The following is an 18,354-nucleotide window of genomic DNA, read 5'->3' as shown; positions in this document are numbered from 1 at the left end:
TCGTCCTCGTGCAGGTGCGGCTGCGGCGGGTGCAGGCGCTTCACCGCCACCGCGCGTCCCAGCAGCTCGTCCTCGGCCCGCCAGACCGTGCCCATGCCGCCACGGCCGATCCGCTCGACCAGCCGGTACCTGCCGGCCACCAGGCGTCCGAGGTCGGACATCGTGCGCCCCTTCCTGCCACGTACGAGAAGGAACGATATCCGGCCGGGCCACGGATCCCGTCAAGGCCGTGGCCCACGCCTCACCCGGCGTACCGGCGGCGGCTCACAGCGGGACGATGTCCGGGGCGCCCAGGCGGGCGGCGTCCGCGGTCTGGTCGTCGGGCTGGCGCTGGGACTCCCGCTCGGCCTCCACCCGCTTCTCGTAGTGCTCGACCTCCTTCTCCACCTGCTCCTTGTCCCAGCCCAGGACGGGCGCCATCAGCTCGGCGGCCTCCCGGGCGCTGAGCGTGCCGCGGTCGAAGGTCTCGATGGAGATGCGGGTGCGCCGGGTGAGCACGTCGTCCAGGTGCCGCGCGCCCTCGTGCGAGGCGGCGTAGACGACCTCGGCACGCAGGTAGTCGTCGGCCCCGCTGAGCGGGCGGCCCAGCGAGGGGTCCTCCTCGATCAGCTGCAGCAGTTCCTCGGAGAGCGAGCCGTAGCGGTTGAGCAGGTGCTCGATCCGCGCCACGTGCAGGCCGGTGCGCGAAGCGATCCTGGCCCGCGCGTTCCACAGTGCGTGGTAGCCCTCCGCGCCGGCCAGCGGGACGTCCTCGGTGACGCACTCGGCGACCCGGTGCGTCAGGCCGTGCACGGCCGCGTCCACGGCGTCCTTGGCCATCACCCGGTACGTGGTGTACTTGCCGCCCGCGACCACCACCAGGCCCGGCACCGGGTGCGCCACGGTGTGCTCGCGCGACAGCTGGCTGGTGGCCTCGGACTCGCCCGCCAGCAGCGGGCGCAGCCCCGCGTACACGCCCTGCACGTCGTCCCGGGTCAGCGGCACGGCGAGCACCGAGTTGACGTGCTCCAGCAGGTAGTCGATGTCGGCGCTGGACGCGGCCGGGTGCGACTTGTCCAGGCCCCAGTCGGTGTCCGTCGTCCCCACGATCCAGTGACGGCCCCAGGGGATCACGAAGAGCACGCTCTTCTCGGTCCGCAGGATCAGCCCCGTCGCGGAGTGGATCCGGTCCTTCGGCACGACCAGGTGTATGCCCTTGGACGCCCGCACGTGGAACTGCCCGCGCTCCCCGATCAGCGCCTGCGTGTCGTCCGTCCACACCCCGGTGGCGTTCACGATCTGCCGCGCGCGCACCTCGTAGACGCCCCCGGCCTCCACGTCCTCGACCCGGGCGCCCACCACGCGCTCGCCCTCGCGCAGGAACCCGATCACCCGGGCCCGGTTCGCGGCCAGCGCGCCGTAGGCGGCGGCCGTCCTGACCAGCGTCATCGTGTACCGGGCGTCGTCCATCTGCGCGTCGTAGTACTGCAGCGCCCCGACCAGGGCGTCCTTCTTCAGGCACGGCGCCACGCGCAACGCGCTCTTGCGGCTCAGGTGCCGGTGGTGCGGCAGCCCGCGGCCGTGCCCGGACGACAGCGACATCGTGTCGTACAGCGTCACGCCGGCGCCCGCGTAGAAGCGCTCCCAGACGCGGTGCTGCAGCGGGTAAAGGAACGGCACCGGCTTCACCAGGTGCGGCGCCAGGCGCTGGAGCAGCAGTCCCCGCTCCTTGAGGGCCTCCCGGACCAGGGCGAAGTCCAGCATCTCCAGGTAGCGCAGTCCGCCGTGGATCAGCTTGCTCGACCGGCTCGACGTCCCGGACGCCCAGTCGCGGGCCTCCACGATGCCGGTCGTCAGCCCGCGCGTCGCGGCGTCCAGCGCCGTCCCGGCGCCCACGACGCCCGCGCCCACCACGAGCACGTCGAGTTCCTGTTCCGCCATCCGGGCGAGCGCGGAGGCACGCTCCGCCGGTCCCAGTGTCGCCGTCAGCATCCTGGCCTCCCGTCGTGACGCGGGGTCGCGCCTCAGCGCATTCCCCGTCCCCACGATCGTTACCCGTGTCGTGCCCCCCGGCACGTCGGCTTTCGCCGGGCCGGGGTGCGTTCTTGTGTGCCGGTCGGTGGTTGTGTGCGGGTCCGTTGCGCCTGCGGCGGGCGGTTCTCCCGCCCGCCCTCCCGATTGCCCGGCGCGGTCAGCGCGGGCCTGCGCTCTGTTCGTCTGTGGGTCGGGGCCGCGCCGGCGCACGTCCTCAACGCTCGCGGTTTACCCCTACATCGTTGGGCGCCGGGTCCGCCGCTCGTCGTTTCCGGGCGCACCCCGCCACACCCCCTCCCGTCGTGTAGGCGCATGACGGCCGGAGGGGGGTGAGAAGGCGGTCCGGGGTTGCCGCACTCGCCTCACCGAACGCCCACGGCCGCGCGACCCTCCATGAGGGAACGGAACGGGTCGGACCGGCGGCGTCATCGGGGCGCGCGGACGCTGATCCCTGCTGAGCGGCCCGTTGCCGTGTGCTCGTTCGCGCCCTCCCTCAGCCTTCGGCGAGGGGGCCGGCCCCATCTGGCCCGGTCAGCGTGGCCCCAAGACTGAACCCGGTTACGGGTCGGCCGCTCGCTGGAGGCCAGGGGCGCGCTTCCGCCATCCCGGCGCTCGCCGTAACGCATGCAACCCCTGTGGGGGAATGTCGCTCGGCCACTGGTGCGCACACTCTTGGTCGGCCTGCGACCGGGGCCCCTGGTGAGGGCAGTTTCCAGCGGCATGGGGAGGGGCGCACCCCATCACCCCCCTCCGGCCGTCATGCGCCCACACAGACGGGAGGGGGGTGTGGCGGGGTGCGCCCATGGGGGTCCCCCGGCCGAAGGCTGGGGGAGACGAGCGGCGCACGCGGTGCCCGACGATGTTGGGGTAAACCGCGAGCGTTCTGGGGGTCCCCCCGGCCGAAGGCTGGGGGAAGGCGGGAGGGTGGGAGACAGCCCGCCGCAGGCGCAAACGACGCGCACACGACAACCGGCCGCAACAACAACCACAACGGCGCCGCACACACCCACGGACCCCGGGCATACAGAGCCGCACCGCGTGGCGTGCAGTCATATCAGCTATCTGTCTGGTTAGCCTGATTTCGCGCCATTCGGGTACCACGACGCCCCCGTCGCAGGAGAGGACCCCCATGCCCTCAGACCTCGCAGTCATCGGACTCGGCCCCGCCGGCCTGCCCCTCGCGCAGGCGGCCAGCGCCGCCGGCCTCGGGGTCATCGGGTACGACCCGGACGAGCACGTGGTGGACGCGATCAACGCCGGCAGCCGGGTCCCCTGCGGCGCACTCGCCGCCGCCGACGTGCGGCGGATGCTCGCGGGCGGCTTCCGGGCGACCGCGGACACGGCCGCCCTGGGCCGGGCGCGGGCGGCCGTGCTGTGCGCGCCGACGCCGCTCGGGGAGGGCGGGGAGCCGGACCTGACGGCGCTGGCCGAGGCCGCCCGCGCACTGGCCGGGCACCTGCGGCCGCACAGCACGGTGGTCCTGGAGTCGCCGGTGTACCCGGGGACGACGGAGGACTTCCTGCGTCCGCTGCTGGAGGAGGGCTCCGGCCTGCGGGCCGGCCACGGCTTCCACCTGGCGTACGCCCCCGCACGCCACCCCGGCACGCCGAAGGTGATCGGCGGGCTCACCCCCGCCTGCACGGAGGCCGCGGCCGTCTTCTACGGCCGGTTCACCGAGCGGATCGTCCGGGCCCGCGGCGTGCGCGAGGCGGAGAGCGTGCACCTGCTGGAGACCAACTACCGGCACGTCAACATCGCGCTGGCCAACGAGATGGCCGTGTTCTGCCACGACATCGGCGTGGACGTCTGGGACGTCATCCGCTGCGCCGAGACCCGTCCCCACGGCTTCCAGGCCTTCCGCCCCGGCCCGGGGGTCGGCGGCCACACCATGCCGCTGGACCCCGGGCACCCGCCGTACCAGGGCCGGGTGCACGGCCACCCGCTGCGGCTGGTCGAGTACGCGCAGGAGGTCAACGCCCGGATGCCGCGCTACGTGGTGCAGCGCGCCGCGGCCCTGCTGAACGAGCACGGCAAGTCGCTGCGCGGGGCCCGGGTGCTGCTGCTGGGCGTCACGTACAAGCCGGACCTGCCGGACGAGGAGCGCTCGCCGGCCCGGGAGATCGGCGCCCGGCTGGCCGAGCTGGGGGCGCAGCTGAGCTACCACGACCCGTACGTCCCAAGGTGGCGGGTGCTGGACCGCCCGGTCCCCCGCGCCGACTCGCTGTGGGAGGCCGCGGCGGACGCCGACCTGACGATCCTGCTCCAGCACCACCGCACCTACGACATGCAGGGCCTGGCGGTGAAGGCCCAGTTGATGCTGGACACCCGCGGGGCCACCCCGGTCGGGGCGGCCGCGCGGCTTTGAGCCTCGCGGCCCTCGATCGGTACGGGCAGTGGGTCAGCTCTCCAGGAGCTGCTTGAAATGGGGCCTCAGGTACGGCTCCAGGGAGGTCGAGTAGGCCCCGGACATGTGGCTGTAGTCCCAGTAGACGACCTCGCCGCCGATCACCGCCGGGCAGTAGCCGTCGGTGCAGAACGCCGGGACCGTGTCGATGACGTCGAACCCGTACTTCTCTGCCTCCTCGCGCTCCGCCTTGCGGAACTCGGGGAAGTCGAGCATGGCCGCGGATTTGGGAGAGCATGCGGCCACGCCGTCAGAGTTCTGGGCGAGGCAGTCCGGGACGGCGAAGTTCGGGTGCGGACTGTCGGTCATGTAGACGAGCTTGGCGCCGTTGGCCTGGAGCCGCTTGAACGTCTCGCCGGCGCCGGCCCGGGTGGTGGTCCACTGGACGCGGTTGGTGACCACGATGACGTCGGGGTGGAGTTCGTCGATCTTGTCCAGGGCCGTCTTCCGCCAGGCGGTGCATTCGGTGTACTCCCGCCCGAGGTCCTCGCGGGTGATCTGGTACACCTCGGGGGTGCAGCCGCTCTTGGTCACGGTGATGACCTTGACGTGCAGCTTCAGGCCGAGTTCGTTGAACGCGTTGCCCCACTGGAAGGCGTGCGAGTCGCCGAGCAGGACCATCGTCTTCTTGGCCGAGGTGTCGCCGGTGATGCAGTTGTCCTGCATGACGAACGCGGTGACGAGCAGCTGGTCGATGCATCCGTGGTCGCCGCGATCGGCGGGCGTCTTGAGCAGCGTGTCCTGGCTGAGCACCGGATGATCGCGTTCCTTCACCGCCTGCTCGACGGACGCGGCGCCCTGGTAGCCCTTCGCCACGGCGCCGGCCGTGGTCTGCACCCCGATGTTGAGCGGCACCACACGCACGGCGAGCGTCATGACGACGGCGGCGATGGCGGTCAGGGACAGCCCCATGAGGATGCCCCGCCACGGTATCTGGACCATCCGGACGTTCGCCTTGAAGCGCCGCTCGATGAGGTAGTGCATGCAGACGGCGAGGAGGAAGGAGATCACCGCCACCCGCCAGCGGTCGGAGTAGCCGAACTCCCGGTCGATGATCTCCGGGAACAGGATGAGCAGCGGCCAGTGCAGCAAGTACCAGCTGTAGCTGGCGTTGCCGATGAAGTCGAAGACCGGGTTGTCGAGGAGCTTCTCCGCACCGAGGCGGGGTGCGGCGCAGCCGCCGGCGATCACCAGCGCGGCGCCCACCACCGGCCCGGCCACCGCGTAGCCGGGCAGCGGGGTGTGCTCGTTGATGAGCAGCGCGGTGCCCACGGCGCCGAGGATGCCGACCCAGGAGAGGAACCCCGCGAACCACAGGTTCATACGGGAGAGGAGCCTGGCGTTGAGAGCGACGAAGACGCCGAGGGCCAGCTCCCAGACACGGGTCTGCGTACCGAAGTAGGCGAGTGGCTGGTCGGACTTGGTCTGGGTGACCGACAGGTAGAGCGAGCCGGCGATGGCGGCGGCGAGGAAGAGCCCTATCAGGAAGCGGCTGCGGGTGAGCACCCGGCTGAGAAAGGCGACGACGACGAGCGCGATCGGCGCGACGACGTAGAACTGCTCCTCGATGCCGAGCGACCAGAAGTGCTGGTAGGGGGACTGGCTTCCGTCGTTGGCGAAGTAGTCGGTGCCGTTCTCGGCGAGTCGCCAGTTGATGAAGCTCAGGGAGGCGGCGAAGCCGTCCCTCATGTAGTCGCGGAAGGAGAACGGACCGGCGAAGAACCAGGCGAAGGCGGCGGTGACCACGATGGTGAGCGAGGCACCGGGCGCGAGCCGGCGGAAGCGCCGCGCCCAGAACTTGCCCATCGAGACCTTGCCGGTCCGGCTGATCTCGCTGAGGAGCTGACTGCCGATGAGGAAGCCGCTCAGCACGAAGCTGATGTCGACGCCGCCATGGATGTCGATGATGCCGCAGTGCATCGCGACCACCATCATGATGGCGACGGCACGCAGACCCTGAAGGTCCGGGCGGTACTTGCGCAGGCGGTCCGTCTTCTCCGGCTGGGGATCCGCCGATCGGTGCCGGGGCGGAAGCTGCGGGCTGACGGCCGTTGAGGCGTGGGTGGTCACGATTCTCCAGAAAATGCCCGGTGGGGCCCGCGGGGGCCGACCGGCTGCTTCAGTGGACCGTCGGGCAGGCGACAGCCGTTCCGCTGACACGCACCCCCTGGGCGGGAATGCGGATGCCGCACGACAGCCGCAGTTGGGCGGGCAACTCGTTCTGCGCGCCGATGTGGGCGTGGCAGCCCACGACGACCTCGTGCAGGAACGATTCGCTGCCGATCGAGGAGTCGTGGTCGACCACGGACTCGCGGATGCGGGCGCCTTCGGACACGGTCACGTTCGCGCCGATGATGGAGCGGTCGACGACCACGTGCGGACCGATGACGGCGTGCGGGCCGATCGTCGAGCCGCCCGTGACGAGCGCGGTCGGATCGACGGAGGCCGTCGGATGGATCAGTGCCTCGGCGGGACGCTCCACGAGGGGGGAGGTCGCCTTGCCGGTGACCAGGTCGGCCGAGCCGTGGACGAAGGCCAGCGGCGTACCGAGGTCGCGCCAGTAGTCATCCGTGGTGTGGCCGAACACGCGCCGTCCCTGCGCGACCAGCTGCGGGAAGGTCTCCTGCTCGACCGACACCTCGCGATCGGCGGGAATGGTTTCCAGCACGGACCGGCCGAAGACGTAGCAGCCGGCGTTGATCTGGTCGGTGACGCACTCCTCGGCCGTCTTCGGCTTCTCGAGGAAGGACAGGACCCGGCCGTCCTCGTCGGTGGGGACGAGGCCGAATGCGCGCGGGTCGGCGACGCGGGTGAGGTACAGAGTGACGTCCGCGTCCTTCTCCTCGTGCCGAGCCAGGAGCGCGCGCAGGTCGACGCCCGACAGGATGTCGCCGTTGAGGATGAGGACCGGTGCGTCGGCGGGGCCGCCGCACAGCAGGCGCGCGGCGTTGCGGATGGCCCCGCCGGTGCCGAGCGGGACGTCCTCGACGGCGTAGGAGATCCGCAGATCCCGGGAGAAGTCCTTGAACTCCTCCTCGAAGAGGCTGGCGAGGTACGAGGTGGCGAAGACCACGTGCTCGACCCCGGCGTCCATCAGCTTGGAGATCTGGTGCCGGATGAAGGACGAGCCCGCCACGTTGAGCAGCGGCTTCGGGGTGTGGTTCGTCAGCGGGCGCAGGCGGGTTCCCTTGCCGCCGACCAGAATGATGGCTTCTTGCATCACTGCCTCCGCTCGGTCAGCTGGTGGGGGCGGTACCGGGTCCCGCGTAGTCAGAGGTGAAGCAGGACTTGATGGCCTTCTCGGAGAGGGGGCGTCCGGCGAAGTCGAGCCGGGAAGCGACCTTGTCGTCGGGTTTGGTGTTCGGGTCGTCGTCGAACCAGAGCGACCACCAGTAGATGCCTTGCATCTTCCGGTCCTGCACGACCTGGCAGACGGCGTCGTACCATTTGGCCTGCACCTGGGGGTTGACGGCTCGCTTGACGTAGAAGTCGCCGGGGGCGTGGTAGGCGCCGTCCATGGCGCCGATGCCGGTCTCGGAGACGAGGATGTTCGGCAGCGGACCGGTGGCCTTCTTGTCCAGCCAGTCGTTCCAGCCCTTGACCAGGTCCCGGACCGGAGCGGTGTCCGGCACCTTGATGGGGAAGTAGGCGTCGACGCCGAGGTGGCTGACCGGCATGTTGATCCGGCGGGTGACGTAATTGTCCCAGTTGGCGTCGTAGGCGACCTCACCGGAGAAGTCCTTCTCGGCGTAGGTGACCAGGCCGTCCCAGCCGACGTCGCCTTCCAGGGAGTTCAGCTCGGTGCCGATCACGAAGGTGTCCGCCTTCGTGTCCTGGGCGACCTTGAGGTACGGGGCGAGGAACTGCTTGTACGAGGCGAACCAGGCGGAGCGCGAGTCGGGCTCGATGTTTCCGCGCCAGCCGTTCGACTGCTCGAGGGTGCCTTCGTCCAGGATCGGGCGGACGGTGGTGCGGAACCCGGCGTCCTTGAAGACCTTCAGCACGCGCTCGAGACGTTCCGGGGACGGGGTCTTGGCGCCGGCCGAGAGCTTGTTTGACGTGGCGCTCTCGATGAAGAACGGGAACGAGACCGACACCGAGTTCGCGCCCAGGCCGATGAGGTACTTCGCCTGCTTGGCGGCCTGTGCCTCGATGAACGTGCCGGATCGTTTCTGCTTCTCCTCCTCCCAGTAGATCTGTACGCCCCACTGCGCCATGCCCTTCTTCCAGGGCTTGGCGACCTGGAGGGCCTCGGCGGGGGAAGCCGGAGAGTCCGAGGGAGAAGACGGAGAGGACGCCGACGGCGTATCGGCGGCGCCGCCCTTCGGAGTGTCGGAGTCCACGGCGTCGCCTACGGCGATCTTGGGGATCGCCGAGCCTGACTCCCAGCGAACCGGATGGTCGCCGAGGACGAAGGGGGTGCCCAGCACGAGGCTGAGGACGCTCACCGGAAAGATGGCGAGCAGGGGAAGGCGCGAGCGCATGTCAGTTGTCTTCCGGGCGGTCAGACGGGCTTGGCGATGACGACGAACTTGTTCTCTTCGCGCCGGACGAACCTCAGGAAGCCCTTGAAGCCGCCGAGTCCCTCCATCACGGAGAAGACGGGGATGAGGGCGACCACGACGATCGGCTCCCACCACTTGCGCCGGCCACTGGTCGACGCGACCGCGTTCAGCCTCAGACCTTCCCAGTAGGTCCAGATGACGTAGGCGAAATTGAGGGCCCAGAGGATGACGACGGACTGGGTCACGGGCGAGGTGTTCATGTCATTAATGAGCCAGCCGAAAAGCAGCACGGCGCCGATGTGCTGGAGCGGGCCGAGGATCCAGGTCGCCACACAGATGGCAAGGAACCACCGATAGCGGAGCGGAATCGTCCGGTTGAAGCACAGGGCGACCAGACCCCAAGCCCACCGGTCGCGCTGCTTCACGAAATCCTGGGCGGTGGCGGGAGATGCACCGTAACAACGGCCGTTGAACCAGTCGCTACGCCCCGGATAAAGGCGGCAGAACGTGAGGGCGAGTTGCGCGTCCTCGACAATTGCCTTCGGGCCGAAGTCCCAGCCGATCGTGGCCTCGATCGAGGCCCGCAGAACGAGGAGTTCACCGTGCACACCGGCCACCGGGGTTCCCATTCCGGTGAGTGCCCGGAACCGCGCGATGTCGTCGGCCGGCCGAACGGCGTCGGCGAGCCAGGTGAACATGTTGACCGCGCTTTCCCGCGGATAGGTGAGGATTCCCTGGGCCATGTGCTTGGCTTCGTCGGGCCCGGCGCGCCGCTGGCGGTTGATGAACTGCGCGAGCGCCGCCGCGGTGTCGGGACCGACCCCGGTGTCATCGTCCATGTGCAGCACCCACACATCGTCGAGTGCCTCACCCTCGGCGATGCGCAGCTCGTGCGCGTAGTGGTTGGCACGCGCCTTGAAGCGGGTGCCGTTGGCCGTGACGTACGCCTTGGGCACCGTGACGACACGGATCAGCGGGTGGACGGTGGCCAGCCGGTCGATGTCCGCCGCGGCCTCGCAGCCCTCTTCGGTGAGGACGTCCACGCGCATGTACGGGAACCATTCCGGCAGGTGTTCGACGTACGAGAGCACGGAGCGCTCAAGCGCCGGATACGTGTCGTGGCGCCCGATGGTCGGCACCAGCACGATGAGGAAGTCCTGCTCGACAGGGGCGGGCGGCACCATGTTGACGCTGCGCTTGATCCTCCGGCGGATGAGCCACGCGCCCTGGATACCCACGAGCACGCCCACGACGGGCAGCGACCAGACGATGCTCAGCGCCCAACTGAGCGGGGTCCGGCTGGGCGAGTACGACCACAGACCGAAAGCCAGCAGCAGCGTGAAGGGGATCAGGAACGGCAGGATCCCCGGCTTCCAAGCGGCGGTGCGTTGTGCCAACTTGGCGTTGTGGCGCGAGTGCGGCACAACCCCATCGACCCGTGTGACGGCCATGGCGACTGTTGAACTCCCCTGAAGATGACAATGCGTTGAGGCAGCGAAAACCCCGGTCATGGCACGGCTGGGCGTACCACGACAACGTCCCGAGCCCCCACCCCTCAAACGCCTTTCGGACGTTTAGCCAGTGGCACTCAGATGCCCCCCCAGGCATCGAAACTACTGACCGAACAGGAGAACGATCCTCGCACGCGTGCACCACACAAGGGAATCCCGTGGAGAACTTGTGTTCAAAAGTTAACCGTACGATACACGTGATGCTCGAGAGGCGACCTCGGTGACCTGGCCTTTTGGGCCTCCGTCGATCAACTTCCCCGGGTCGTGAGAACCTTCACGCCATCTCTGTACAACCATTTCAGGTTGTCGCTGTACGGCTCATCGCACATGAGCGCCGTGCGCTCGATCAGCGATCAAGCGAGGACTTGTGCAGTGATCCCCAGTCGAAACGTCCGCCTTGTGCCGAAGTGCCGCCGGTGAGAATGGCCGACGCGTAGTAGGTCCGCTGCACATCCGATGGCGAGTTGTGCTTCGTCAGCCCGCTTCCCCATACGCTCCAGATCACCCATGGCGCCGCCGTGAGCGTGGCGGGCTGCGCGGCGGAGAGCGGGACATGGAAGGATTCCGCCATAATGCGCGGTTTGTCGTAGCGCGCCAGCCCCCGGTACCAGATCTGCGTCCACGGTTCCCCCCGGAACGGCCGCTCCGGCGTGTCGCTGTAGTCGTCGACTCCCACCACGTCGACGTATTCACTGCCCGGGTAGTACGCCCAGGGATCGGTGGCGTGCTTCCCCTCCCAGGGACTGGGCGCCCAGACGAAGATCAGGTTGTGCAGGCCTCGGGTGCCGACGAGGTAGTCGTACATCGTCTGCCACAGTTTCCTGTACAACTCGGGGCGCTGGCCGGCCCACCAGAACCCGGAGGCGCAGTCACGCGCGTTCATCTCGTGGTACGGCCGCAACAGCACCGGTACATCACGAGCAGCGAGGTAGGCCAGATGGTCCGCGAGGAAGGACAGGTCGACCAGCAGATCATGCTGCTCGGCCGTGCCGGGCGTCACCACCCGGGCGAACCATTTCGGGTCGTGGGCTGCGGGTGAGTTGCGGCACAACGTGTGGGTGAAGCCCTTCACCGGGCTACCCGGATAGGGCTCGTGGAACGACATGCCGGCGATGCCCGCCGGGCCACCACCGTTGTCCGGCAGTGTCACCATGGTGCCGTCGGAACAGTCCCGGCGGGGGGCGGAAGCGGAGCCCATTCCCTCCCACACGCCGGCGGCCAGGTCCACGGCGTCGTTGGTGTAGCCCCAGTACGGGCGGCAACTCGGCCACGCGGCCGAGTAGGGGCGCGGCTCGCCGACACCCCAGGACGACTGTTGGTATCCGGGCCCCAGGTCCACCTCCAGGAAACCTGGGAACCGCCCGGCGATGTCGGCGGGTTTGCGGTAGTAGTAGCCAGGCGGCTTGCGCCCCAGGTAGTCGCCGTAGGTGGCGTTGTAGCGTTCGTTTTGCAGCTCATCGTGCTGGCCGATGACGGTGTGGGTGGGCCGGCCGGCGCGGGCGTCGTTCTCCAGCCCGGCGAGCATCGTGTACACCGCGCGAGCCGACGAGGACGCCTGGGGGTCCCGGACTCGCACATCCGTCACGATCTGTCGCGCAGCGACTGCGCCCATCTGCGCCGAGTCCGGCCCGATCAGTGGCAGCAGTACCCCCAGTACCACGCCGAACAGGGCGTATCGAGTCCACCCCTTACGCATCAGGAAAAGTCCCCCAGGCAGTGCGAGGCCGTCACCGAGGCGCCGGCCCGCTCGATTTTCGGCGCGCGCCGGCGCCACTGTTCACGCTGCGGGCACGTGCCGCGCGGTCAGCGGTGGTGCGTCGGCGACACCGTGACCTCGACCCGCTGGAACTCCTTCAGCTCGGAGTAGCCGGTCGTGGCCATCGCGCGACGCAGCGCGCCGAAGAAGTTCATGGAGCCGTCGGGCGCGTGGGAGGGGCCGAGCAGGATCTGCTCGGTCGTGCCGGCGGTGCCCAGGTTCATGCGCTTGCCGCGCGGCAGCTCCTCGTGGGTGGCCTCCATGCCCCAGTGGAAGCCGCGGCCGGGCGCGTCGGTGGCGCGGGCCAGCGGGGAGCCCATCATCACGGAGTCGGCGCCGCAGGCGATCGCCTTGGGCAGGTCGCCGCTGGAGCCGAAGCCGCCGTCGGCGATGACGTGCACGTAGCGGCCGCCGGACTCGTCCATGTAGTCGCGGCGGGCCGCGGCCACGTCGGCGACCGCGGTCGCCATCGGCACCTGGATGCCGAGGACGTTGCGGGTGGTGTGAGCGGCGCCGCCGCCGAAGCCGACGAGGACGCCCGCGGCGCCGGTGCGCATCAGGTGCAGCGCGGCGGTGTAGGTGGCGCAGCCGCCGACGATGACCGGGACGTCGAGCTCGTAGATGAACTGCTTGAGGTTGAGCGGCTCGTGGGAGCCCGACACGTGCTCGGCGGAGACCGTCGTGCCGCGGATGACGAAGATGTCCACGCCCGCGTCGACCACGGCCTTGGAGAACTGCGCGGTGCGCTGCGGGGAGAGCGCGGCGGCCGTGACCACACCGGCGTCGCGCACCTCCTTGATGCGCTGCCCGATCAGCTCCTCCTTGATCGGCGCCGCGTAGAGCTCCTGCAGGCGCCGGGTGACGGAGGCGTCGTCCAGCTCCGCGATCTCGGCGAGCAGCGGCTCGGGGTCCTCGTAGCGGGTCCACAGGCCCTCGAGGTTGAGCACGCCGAGGCCGCCCAGGTTGCCGATGCGGATCGCGGTCTCCGGGGAGACCACGGAGTCCATCGGGGCTGCGAGGAAGGGCAGCTCGAAGCGGTAGGCGTCGATCTGCCAGGCGATCGAGACCTCCTTGGGGTCCCGCGTACGACGGCTCGGGACGACGGCGATGTCGTCGAATGCGTATGCCCTGCGGCCGCGCTTGCCCCGCCCGATCTCGATCTCAGTCACTGTCGCTATGCCTTTCCTTCGTGGCCTGCCCGTCCAGTATCCCAGGCAGGGCAGGCGGAAGCCCGCGGCCGTGCGCGGCCGCGGGCTCCGGTTCGTCCGCTCGTACCGTCAGCGCGTGTGGTAGTTCGGCGCCTCGGTGGTCATCTGGATGTCGTGCGGGTGGCTCTCCTTGAGCCCGGCCGCGGTGATCCGCACGAAGCGGCCCTTCTCCTTGAGCTCGGGGATCGTCGCGGAGCCGACGTAGCCCATGGAGGAGCGCAGGCCGCCGATGAGCTGGTGGGCCACCGCGGAGAGCGGGCCGCGGTAGGGCACCTGGCCCTCGATGCCCTCGGGGACGAGCTTGTCCTCGGAGAGCACGTTGTCCTGGAAGTAGCGGTCCTTGGAGTAGGACTGGGCCTGCCCGCGCGACTGCATCGCGCCGAGCGAGCCCATGCCGCGGTACGACTTGAACTGCTTGCCGTTGATGAAGAGCAGCTCGCCCGGCGACTCCTCGCAGCCCGCGAGGAGGCTGCCCAGCATGACGGTGTCCGCGCCGGCCGCGATGGCCTTGGCGATGTCGCCGGAGTACTGCAGGCCGCCGTCGCCGATCAGCGGGACGCCGGCCGGGCCGGCCGCGAGGGAGGCCTCGTAGATCGCCGTCACCTGCGGGGCGCCGACGCCGGCGACCACGCGGGTGGTGCAGATGGAGCCGGGGCCGACACCGACCTTGATGCCGTCGGCGCCCGCGTCGATCAGCGCCTGGGCCCCGTCGCGGGTGGCGACGTTGCCGGCCACCACGTCGATCCTGATGTTGGCCTTGACCTTGGCGACCATGTCGAGGATGCCGCGGCTGTGGCCGTGCGCGCTGTCGATGACCAGGAAGTCGGCACCGGCCTCGACCAGCCGCTGGGCGCGCAGGAAGGACTCGTCGCCGACGCCCACCGCGGCGCCGACCAGCAGCCGGCCCTCGGCGTCCTTGGCGGCGTTGGGGTACTTCTCGGCCTTGACGAAGTCCTTGACCGTGATCAGGCCCTTGAGGCGGCCCTCGTCGTCGACGAGCGGCAGCTTCTCGATCTTGTGCTTGCGCAGCAGGTCCATCGCGTCGACACCGGAGATGCCGACCTTGCCGGTGACCAGCGGCATCGGCGTCATGACCTCGCGGACCTGCCGGGAGCGGTCGCTCTCGAAGGCCATGTCGCGGTTGGTCACGATGCCCAGCAGCTTGCCGGAGGCGTCCGTGACGGGGACGCCGCTGATGCGGAACTTGCCGCACAGGGCGTCGGCCTCGGCGAGGGTGGCGTCGGGGTGGACGGTGATCGGGTCGGTCACCATGCCGGACTCGGACCGCTTCACCAGGTCGACCTGGTTGACCTGGTCCTCGATGGACAGGTTGCGGTGGAGGACGCCCACACCGCCCTGGCGGGCCATCGCGATGGCCATCCGCGCCTCGGTGACCTTGTCCATCGCCGCCGACAGCAGCGGGATGTTCACGCTGACGTTCCGGGAGACCTTCGAGCGGGTGTCGACCTGGTTCGGCACGACGTCCGACGCGCCTGGGAGCAGCAGCACGTCGTCGTAGGTGAGTCCGAGCAACCCGAACTTCTCGGCTACTCCGTCGGCGTTCAACGTCATGACACCTTCCCCATGGTCTTGCCCGGCGAGATGTTCAATGCTAATGGCTCCCGCGGGAAACCTGTTCCGCCCCTGGTGCGGGGGCCGGGACGGCGTGCGTCAGGCGCTCAACCCGGGGGCGCCGGCGGCGGCTTCCTCCGCCAGCGCGCGCAGCCGGGACAGCGCCCGGTGCTGGGCGACCCGGACGGCGCCCGGCGACATGCCGAGCACCTGACCGGTCTCCTCCGCGGTGAGGCCCACGGCGACGCGGAGCAGCACCAGCTCCCGCTGGTGCTCCGGGAGGTTGGCGAGCAGCTTCCTCGCCCACTCCGCGTCGCTGCTGAGCAGCGCCCGCTCCTCGGGCCCGAGCGAGGCGTCCGGCTGCTCCGGCATCTCGTCGGAGGGCACGGCCGTCGAGCCCGGACCGCGCATGGCGGCCCGCTGCAGGTCGGCGACCTTGTGCGCGGCGATGCCGAAGACGAACGCCTCGAAGGGCCGGCCCTGGTCCCGGTAGCGGGGCAGTGCGCACAGCACCGCGAGGCAGACCTCCTGGGCGAGGTCGTCCACGAAGTGGCGCGCGTCGCCCGGCAGCCGCGACAGCCTGGTACGGCAGTAGCGCACGGCGAGCGGGTGCACGTGGGCGAGCAGATCGTGCGTCGCCTGCTCGTCGCCGTCCACGGCCCGACGTACGAGTGCCCCTATGGCTGTCTCATTGCCGGTGGCCTCGTCGCGCATCCGTCCATAGTGCATCGCCGAGGGCCGCTCCGTGGGCTCGGACCCGTGGTTGTGCTCCGAAGCGTTATGCGGCGCGCCGTGCGGGGCGCTTCGAGGGACCGCACCGGCCGTAGTCATGTCGTGCACCCGCCGCCCCGCCCGACCGTGTCCCCGAGAGTCCATACCTCAAGCATGCGCCCTCGGCGCGGAAACCGGTACGAGCGGGGCAGCCGCACAGCCGCCCCACAGCTCATCGGCCCCTCCAGCCCTTGAAGCCGCTGCCTCAGCGCACCAGGCCCCAGCGGAAGCCGAGCGCCACCGCGTGGGCCCGGTCCGAGGCGCCGAGCTTCTTGAAGAGGCGTCGCGCGTGCGTCTTGACGGTGTCCTCGGAGAGGAAGAGCTCGCGGCCGATCTCGGCGTTGGAGCGGCCGTGGCTCATGCCCTCCAGCACCTGGATCTCGCGGGCGGTCAGGGTCGGGGCGGCGCCCATCTCGGCCGAGCGCAGCCGGCGCGGGGCGAGCCGCCAGGTCGGGTCGGCCAGCGCCTGGGTGACCGTGGCCCGCAACTCGGCGCGCGAGGCGTCCTTGTGCAGGTATCCACGGGCACCGGCGGCGACCGCGAGGGCCACCCCGTCCAGGTCCTCGGCGACCGTGAGCATGATGATGCGGGCGCCGGGGTCGGCGGACAGCAGCCGCCGTACGGTCTCGACGCCGCCGAGGCCGGGCATCCGGACGTCCATGAGGATGAGGTCCGAGCGGTCGGCGCCCCAGCGGCGGAGGACTTCCTCGCCGTTGGCCGCGGTCGTCACGCGCTCCACGCCGGGCACGGTCGCGACCGCGCGGCGCAGGGCCTCTCGGGCAAGCGGGGAGTCGTCGCAGACGAGAACGGAAGTCATGACCGTCCTCCGCAGCTGATCCGCGTCACGTTGAGCCTCCAGGCTGTACGAATCGTTCACCGGTGGGGATGACGGCCTCGGGCGCCTGCCCGATTAGTTCGACCGCCAACCACTTCCGCACCTTCAACGACCCTCACTCGAAAGAGTTACGGAGTTTGGCGGGCGACTCCCGCACTCTCCGTGCGCGGACCGACACGGATCAGCAACATCCCAGGTCGCGGCCGTTCGCCGGGCCTCAAAAAGCGGCACGACGGGCGCCCGCTTGCAGCACACATCAGCCGCCGACCGGGGGGCAATGTCAGATTTTGCCTGTTTGGAGGCTTTTTACCCGCATGGCGGGAGTTCGTTGGCGATTTTGTGATGAATCATATTTACATCTACTTCGACAGTAGATGTAACGTCGACAGCACCCTCCCAGAGCTTCGCGCCTGGACGGTGTCCCTGCAGCCCACCTCTCGAGGAGATGAGCAATGGCAGACTTCTCCCGCCTCCCGGGCCCCAACGCCGACCTCTGGGACTGGCAGCTTGTCGCCGCCTGCCGCGGCGTCGACAGCTCCCTGTTCTTCCACCCCGAGGGAGAGCGCGGTGCCGCCCGGAGCGCGCGTGAGGCGGCGGCGAAGGAGGTGTGCATGCGCTGCCCCGTACGCGCCGAGTGCGCGACGCACGCTCTGACGGTCCGCGAGCCCTACGGGGTCTGGGGCGGACTCACCGAGGACGAGCGCGAGGAGATGATGGGCCGGTCCCGCAACCGGGTCATGAGCTCGCACGCCACCGGCAGTCACTGACCCACCGGACGTCAGCCGACGAGGAAACGTTTCATCACAAGCGACGGCGCGCCCGCGGTGCCGCGGGCTCAGGCCGTCGCGGGGTCGCGCAGGGCCGCGAGCCGCAGCCGCCCCAGCATCATGTCGACGGCCGGCACCTGGGCCAGGTCGGGCAGCGTCAGCGCCGCCACGTCCCGGCGTACCGCCGGCCGCAGCTCGCGCACGGCCACTCCGCGCAGCCGGACGGCCTCCAGCGCCAGACCGGGCTGCGCCGAGACGCCCATGCCCGACGCCACCAGGCCGACCGCCGCCGGGTAGTCGTCGGTCGCGAAGTCGATGCGGGGCTCGAAGCCCTCCCGCCCGCACAGCTCGACCAGGTGCCGGCGGCAGTAGGGGCAGCCCGCGATCCACGGCTCGTCCGCGAGGTCGGACAGCCGCACCGGGCCCCCGCCGCCGGCCAGCGCGTGCCCGGCCGGCAGCACCGCGAAGAGCCGGTCGGTCAGCAACCGGCGCACCAGCAGCCCCTCCCAGGCGGCCGCGTCCTCGGCACCCCGGTCGTCCTCGTAGCGGTAGACCAGTGCCAGTTCGCACTCCCCGGCGCGCAGCATCTCCACCGCGCGCGGCGGCTGCGCCTCGGCCAGCGTGATCCGTACGTCCGGGTGCGCGGCGCGCATGGCGGCCAGCGCGGTCGGCACCAGGGACGGGCCGGCGCTCGGGAACGACACCAGCCGCACCCGGCCGGCGCGCAGCCCCCCGATGGCCGCGACCTCCTCCTCCGCGGCGGCGAGCCCCGCGAGGATGCCGCTCGCGTGCCGGGCCAGCGCCTCGCCCGCGTCGGTCAGCCGGGTCGTCCGCCCGCCGCGGACCAGCAGCGGGGTGCCCGCGGCGAGTTCCAGCGCCTTCATCTGCTGGCTGACCGCCGGCTGCGTGCAGCCCAGTTCGCGCGCGGCGCCCGACAGCGAGCCGGTACGGGCCACGGCGCGCAGCACACGGAGGTGACGGGCCTCGAACACGCTCCGAGCATAAGCGTTCC

13 protein-coding genes and 1 pseudogene are annotated in these 18,354 nt (G+C 70.3%); 2 read left to right on the top strand and 12 right to left on the bottom strand.

All coding sequences use genetic code 11. The annotated features are described in order from the left end of the window. Both ABZ479_RS39065 and ABZ479_RS39060 read right to left on the bottom strand, forming a co-directional pair. Window positions 1–161, bottom strand: a pseudogene (locus tag ABZ479_RS39065) (serine/threonine protein kinase); the annotation flags it as partial. 103 nt (window positions 162–264) lie between these two features. Next, window positions 265–1,971 carry a glycerol-3-phosphate dehydrogenase/oxidase gene (locus ABZ479_RS39060; protein ID WP_500466008.1) on the bottom strand — a complete coding sequence of 569 codons (1,707 nt, stop codon included), beginning with the start codon at window positions 1,969–1,971 and terminating at the stop codon, window positions 265–267. A 1,171-nt stretch (window positions 1,972–3,142) separates the two neighbouring features. Here ABZ479_RS39060 and ABZ479_RS39055 point away from each other — a divergent pair. Next, window positions 3,143–4,378, top strand: a complete 1,236-nt coding sequence (locus ABZ479_RS39055) for a nucleotide sugar dehydrogenase (RefSeq protein ID WP_500466007.1) — start codon at window positions 3,143–3,145, stop codon at window positions 4,376–4,378. 33 nt (window positions 4,379–4,411) lie between these two features. Here the strand turns inward: ABZ479_RS39055 and ABZ479_RS39050 are convergent, their stop codons facing one another. The 9 genes from ABZ479_RS39050 to ABZ479_RS39010 form a co-directional block, all read right to left on the bottom strand. Beyond that, window positions 4,412–6,487: an acyltransferase family protein gene (locus ABZ479_RS39050; protein ID WP_500466006.1), complete on the bottom strand. Its 2,076-nt coding sequence runs from the start codon at window positions 6,485–6,487 to the stop codon at window positions 4,412–4,414. Between the two features lie 49 nt (window positions 6,488–6,536). Beyond that, the gene (gene manB / locus ABZ479_RS39045; protein WP_500466005.1) at window positions 6,537–7,637 is read right to left on the bottom strand and encodes a mannose-1-phosphate guanylyltransferase; all 1,101 of its coding nucleotides are present in this window, start codon (window positions 7,635–7,637) and stop codon (window positions 6,537–6,539) included. 16 nt (window positions 7,638–7,653) lie between these two features. Next, window positions 7,654–8,865 (bottom strand): glycoside hydrolase family 113, encoded by a 1,212-nt coding sequence (locus ABZ479_RS39040; RefSeq protein ID WP_500466004.1) that lies wholly within the window; start codon window positions 8,863–8,865, stop codon window positions 7,654–7,656. 56 nt (window positions 8,866–8,921) lie between these two features. Next, window positions 8,922–10,373, bottom strand: a complete 1,452-nt coding sequence (locus tag ABZ479_RS39035; protein ID WP_500466003.1) for a glycosyltransferase family 2 protein — start codon at window positions 10,371–10,373, stop codon at window positions 8,922–8,924. A 406-nt stretch (window positions 10,374–10,779) separates the two neighbouring features. Beyond that, window positions 10,780–11,958, bottom strand: coding sequence for a glycoside hydrolase family 26 protein (locus tag ABZ479_RS39030; protein ID WP_500466010.1), 1,179 nt, complete (start codon window positions 11,956–11,958; stop codon window positions 10,780–10,782). Window positions 11,959–12,236: 278 nt separating this feature from the next. Then, window positions 12,237–13,358 carry a GuaB3 family IMP dehydrogenase-related protein gene (locus tag ABZ479_RS39025; RefSeq protein WP_326572831.1) on the bottom strand — a complete coding sequence of 374 codons (1,122 nt, stop codon included), beginning with the start codon at window positions 13,356–13,358 and terminating at the stop codon, window positions 12,237–12,239. Between the two features lie 108 nt (window positions 13,359–13,466). After that, window positions 13,467–14,969, bottom strand: a complete 1,503-nt coding sequence (gene guaB / locus ABZ479_RS39020; protein WP_500466002.1) for an IMP dehydrogenase — start codon at window positions 14,967–14,969, stop codon at window positions 13,467–13,469. Window positions 14,970–15,068: 99 nt separating this feature from the next. Further along, window positions 15,069–15,683: a sigma-70 family RNA polymerase sigma factor gene (locus ABZ479_RS39015; RefSeq protein ID WP_499606489.1), complete on the bottom strand. Its 615-nt coding sequence runs from the start codon at window positions 15,681–15,683 to the stop codon at window positions 15,069–15,071. Between the two features lie 262 nt (window positions 15,684–15,945). After that, a complete protein-coding gene (locus ABZ479_RS39010; RefSeq protein ID WP_003948568.1) occupies window positions 15,946–16,557 on the bottom strand; it encodes a response regulator transcription factor in 612 nt (203 codons plus the stop codon). A 470-nt stretch (window positions 16,558–17,027) separates the two neighbouring features. On the opposite strand from ABZ479_RS39010, the gene ABZ479_RS39005 reads away from it, so the two are divergent. Then, complete coding sequence (locus tag ABZ479_RS39005) at window positions 17,028–17,342, top strand: WhiB family transcriptional regulator (protein ID WP_319138961.1); 315 nt, start codon at window positions 17,028–17,030, stop codon at window positions 17,340–17,342. A gap of 68 nt (window positions 17,343–17,410) precedes the next feature. On the opposite strand, the gene ABZ479_RS39000 is transcribed toward ABZ479_RS39005, so the two are convergent. Beyond that, the gene (locus ABZ479_RS39000; RefSeq protein ID WP_500466001.1) at window positions 17,411–18,334 is read right to left on the bottom strand and encodes a LysR family transcriptional regulator; all 924 of its coding nucleotides are present in this window, start codon (window positions 18,332–18,334) and stop codon (window positions 17,411–17,413) included. Between the last annotated feature and the right edge of the window lie 20 nt (window positions 18,335–18,354).

Source organism: Streptomyces sp. NPDC005722 (genome assembly GCF_040630935.1).
Classification (GTDB): Bacteria; Actinomycetota; Actinomycetes; order Streptomycetales; family Streptomycetaceae; genus Actinacidiphila.
Note: the sequence above shows the minus strand (reverse complement) of the source record. Positions and strands in the feature narration are given on the sequence as shown.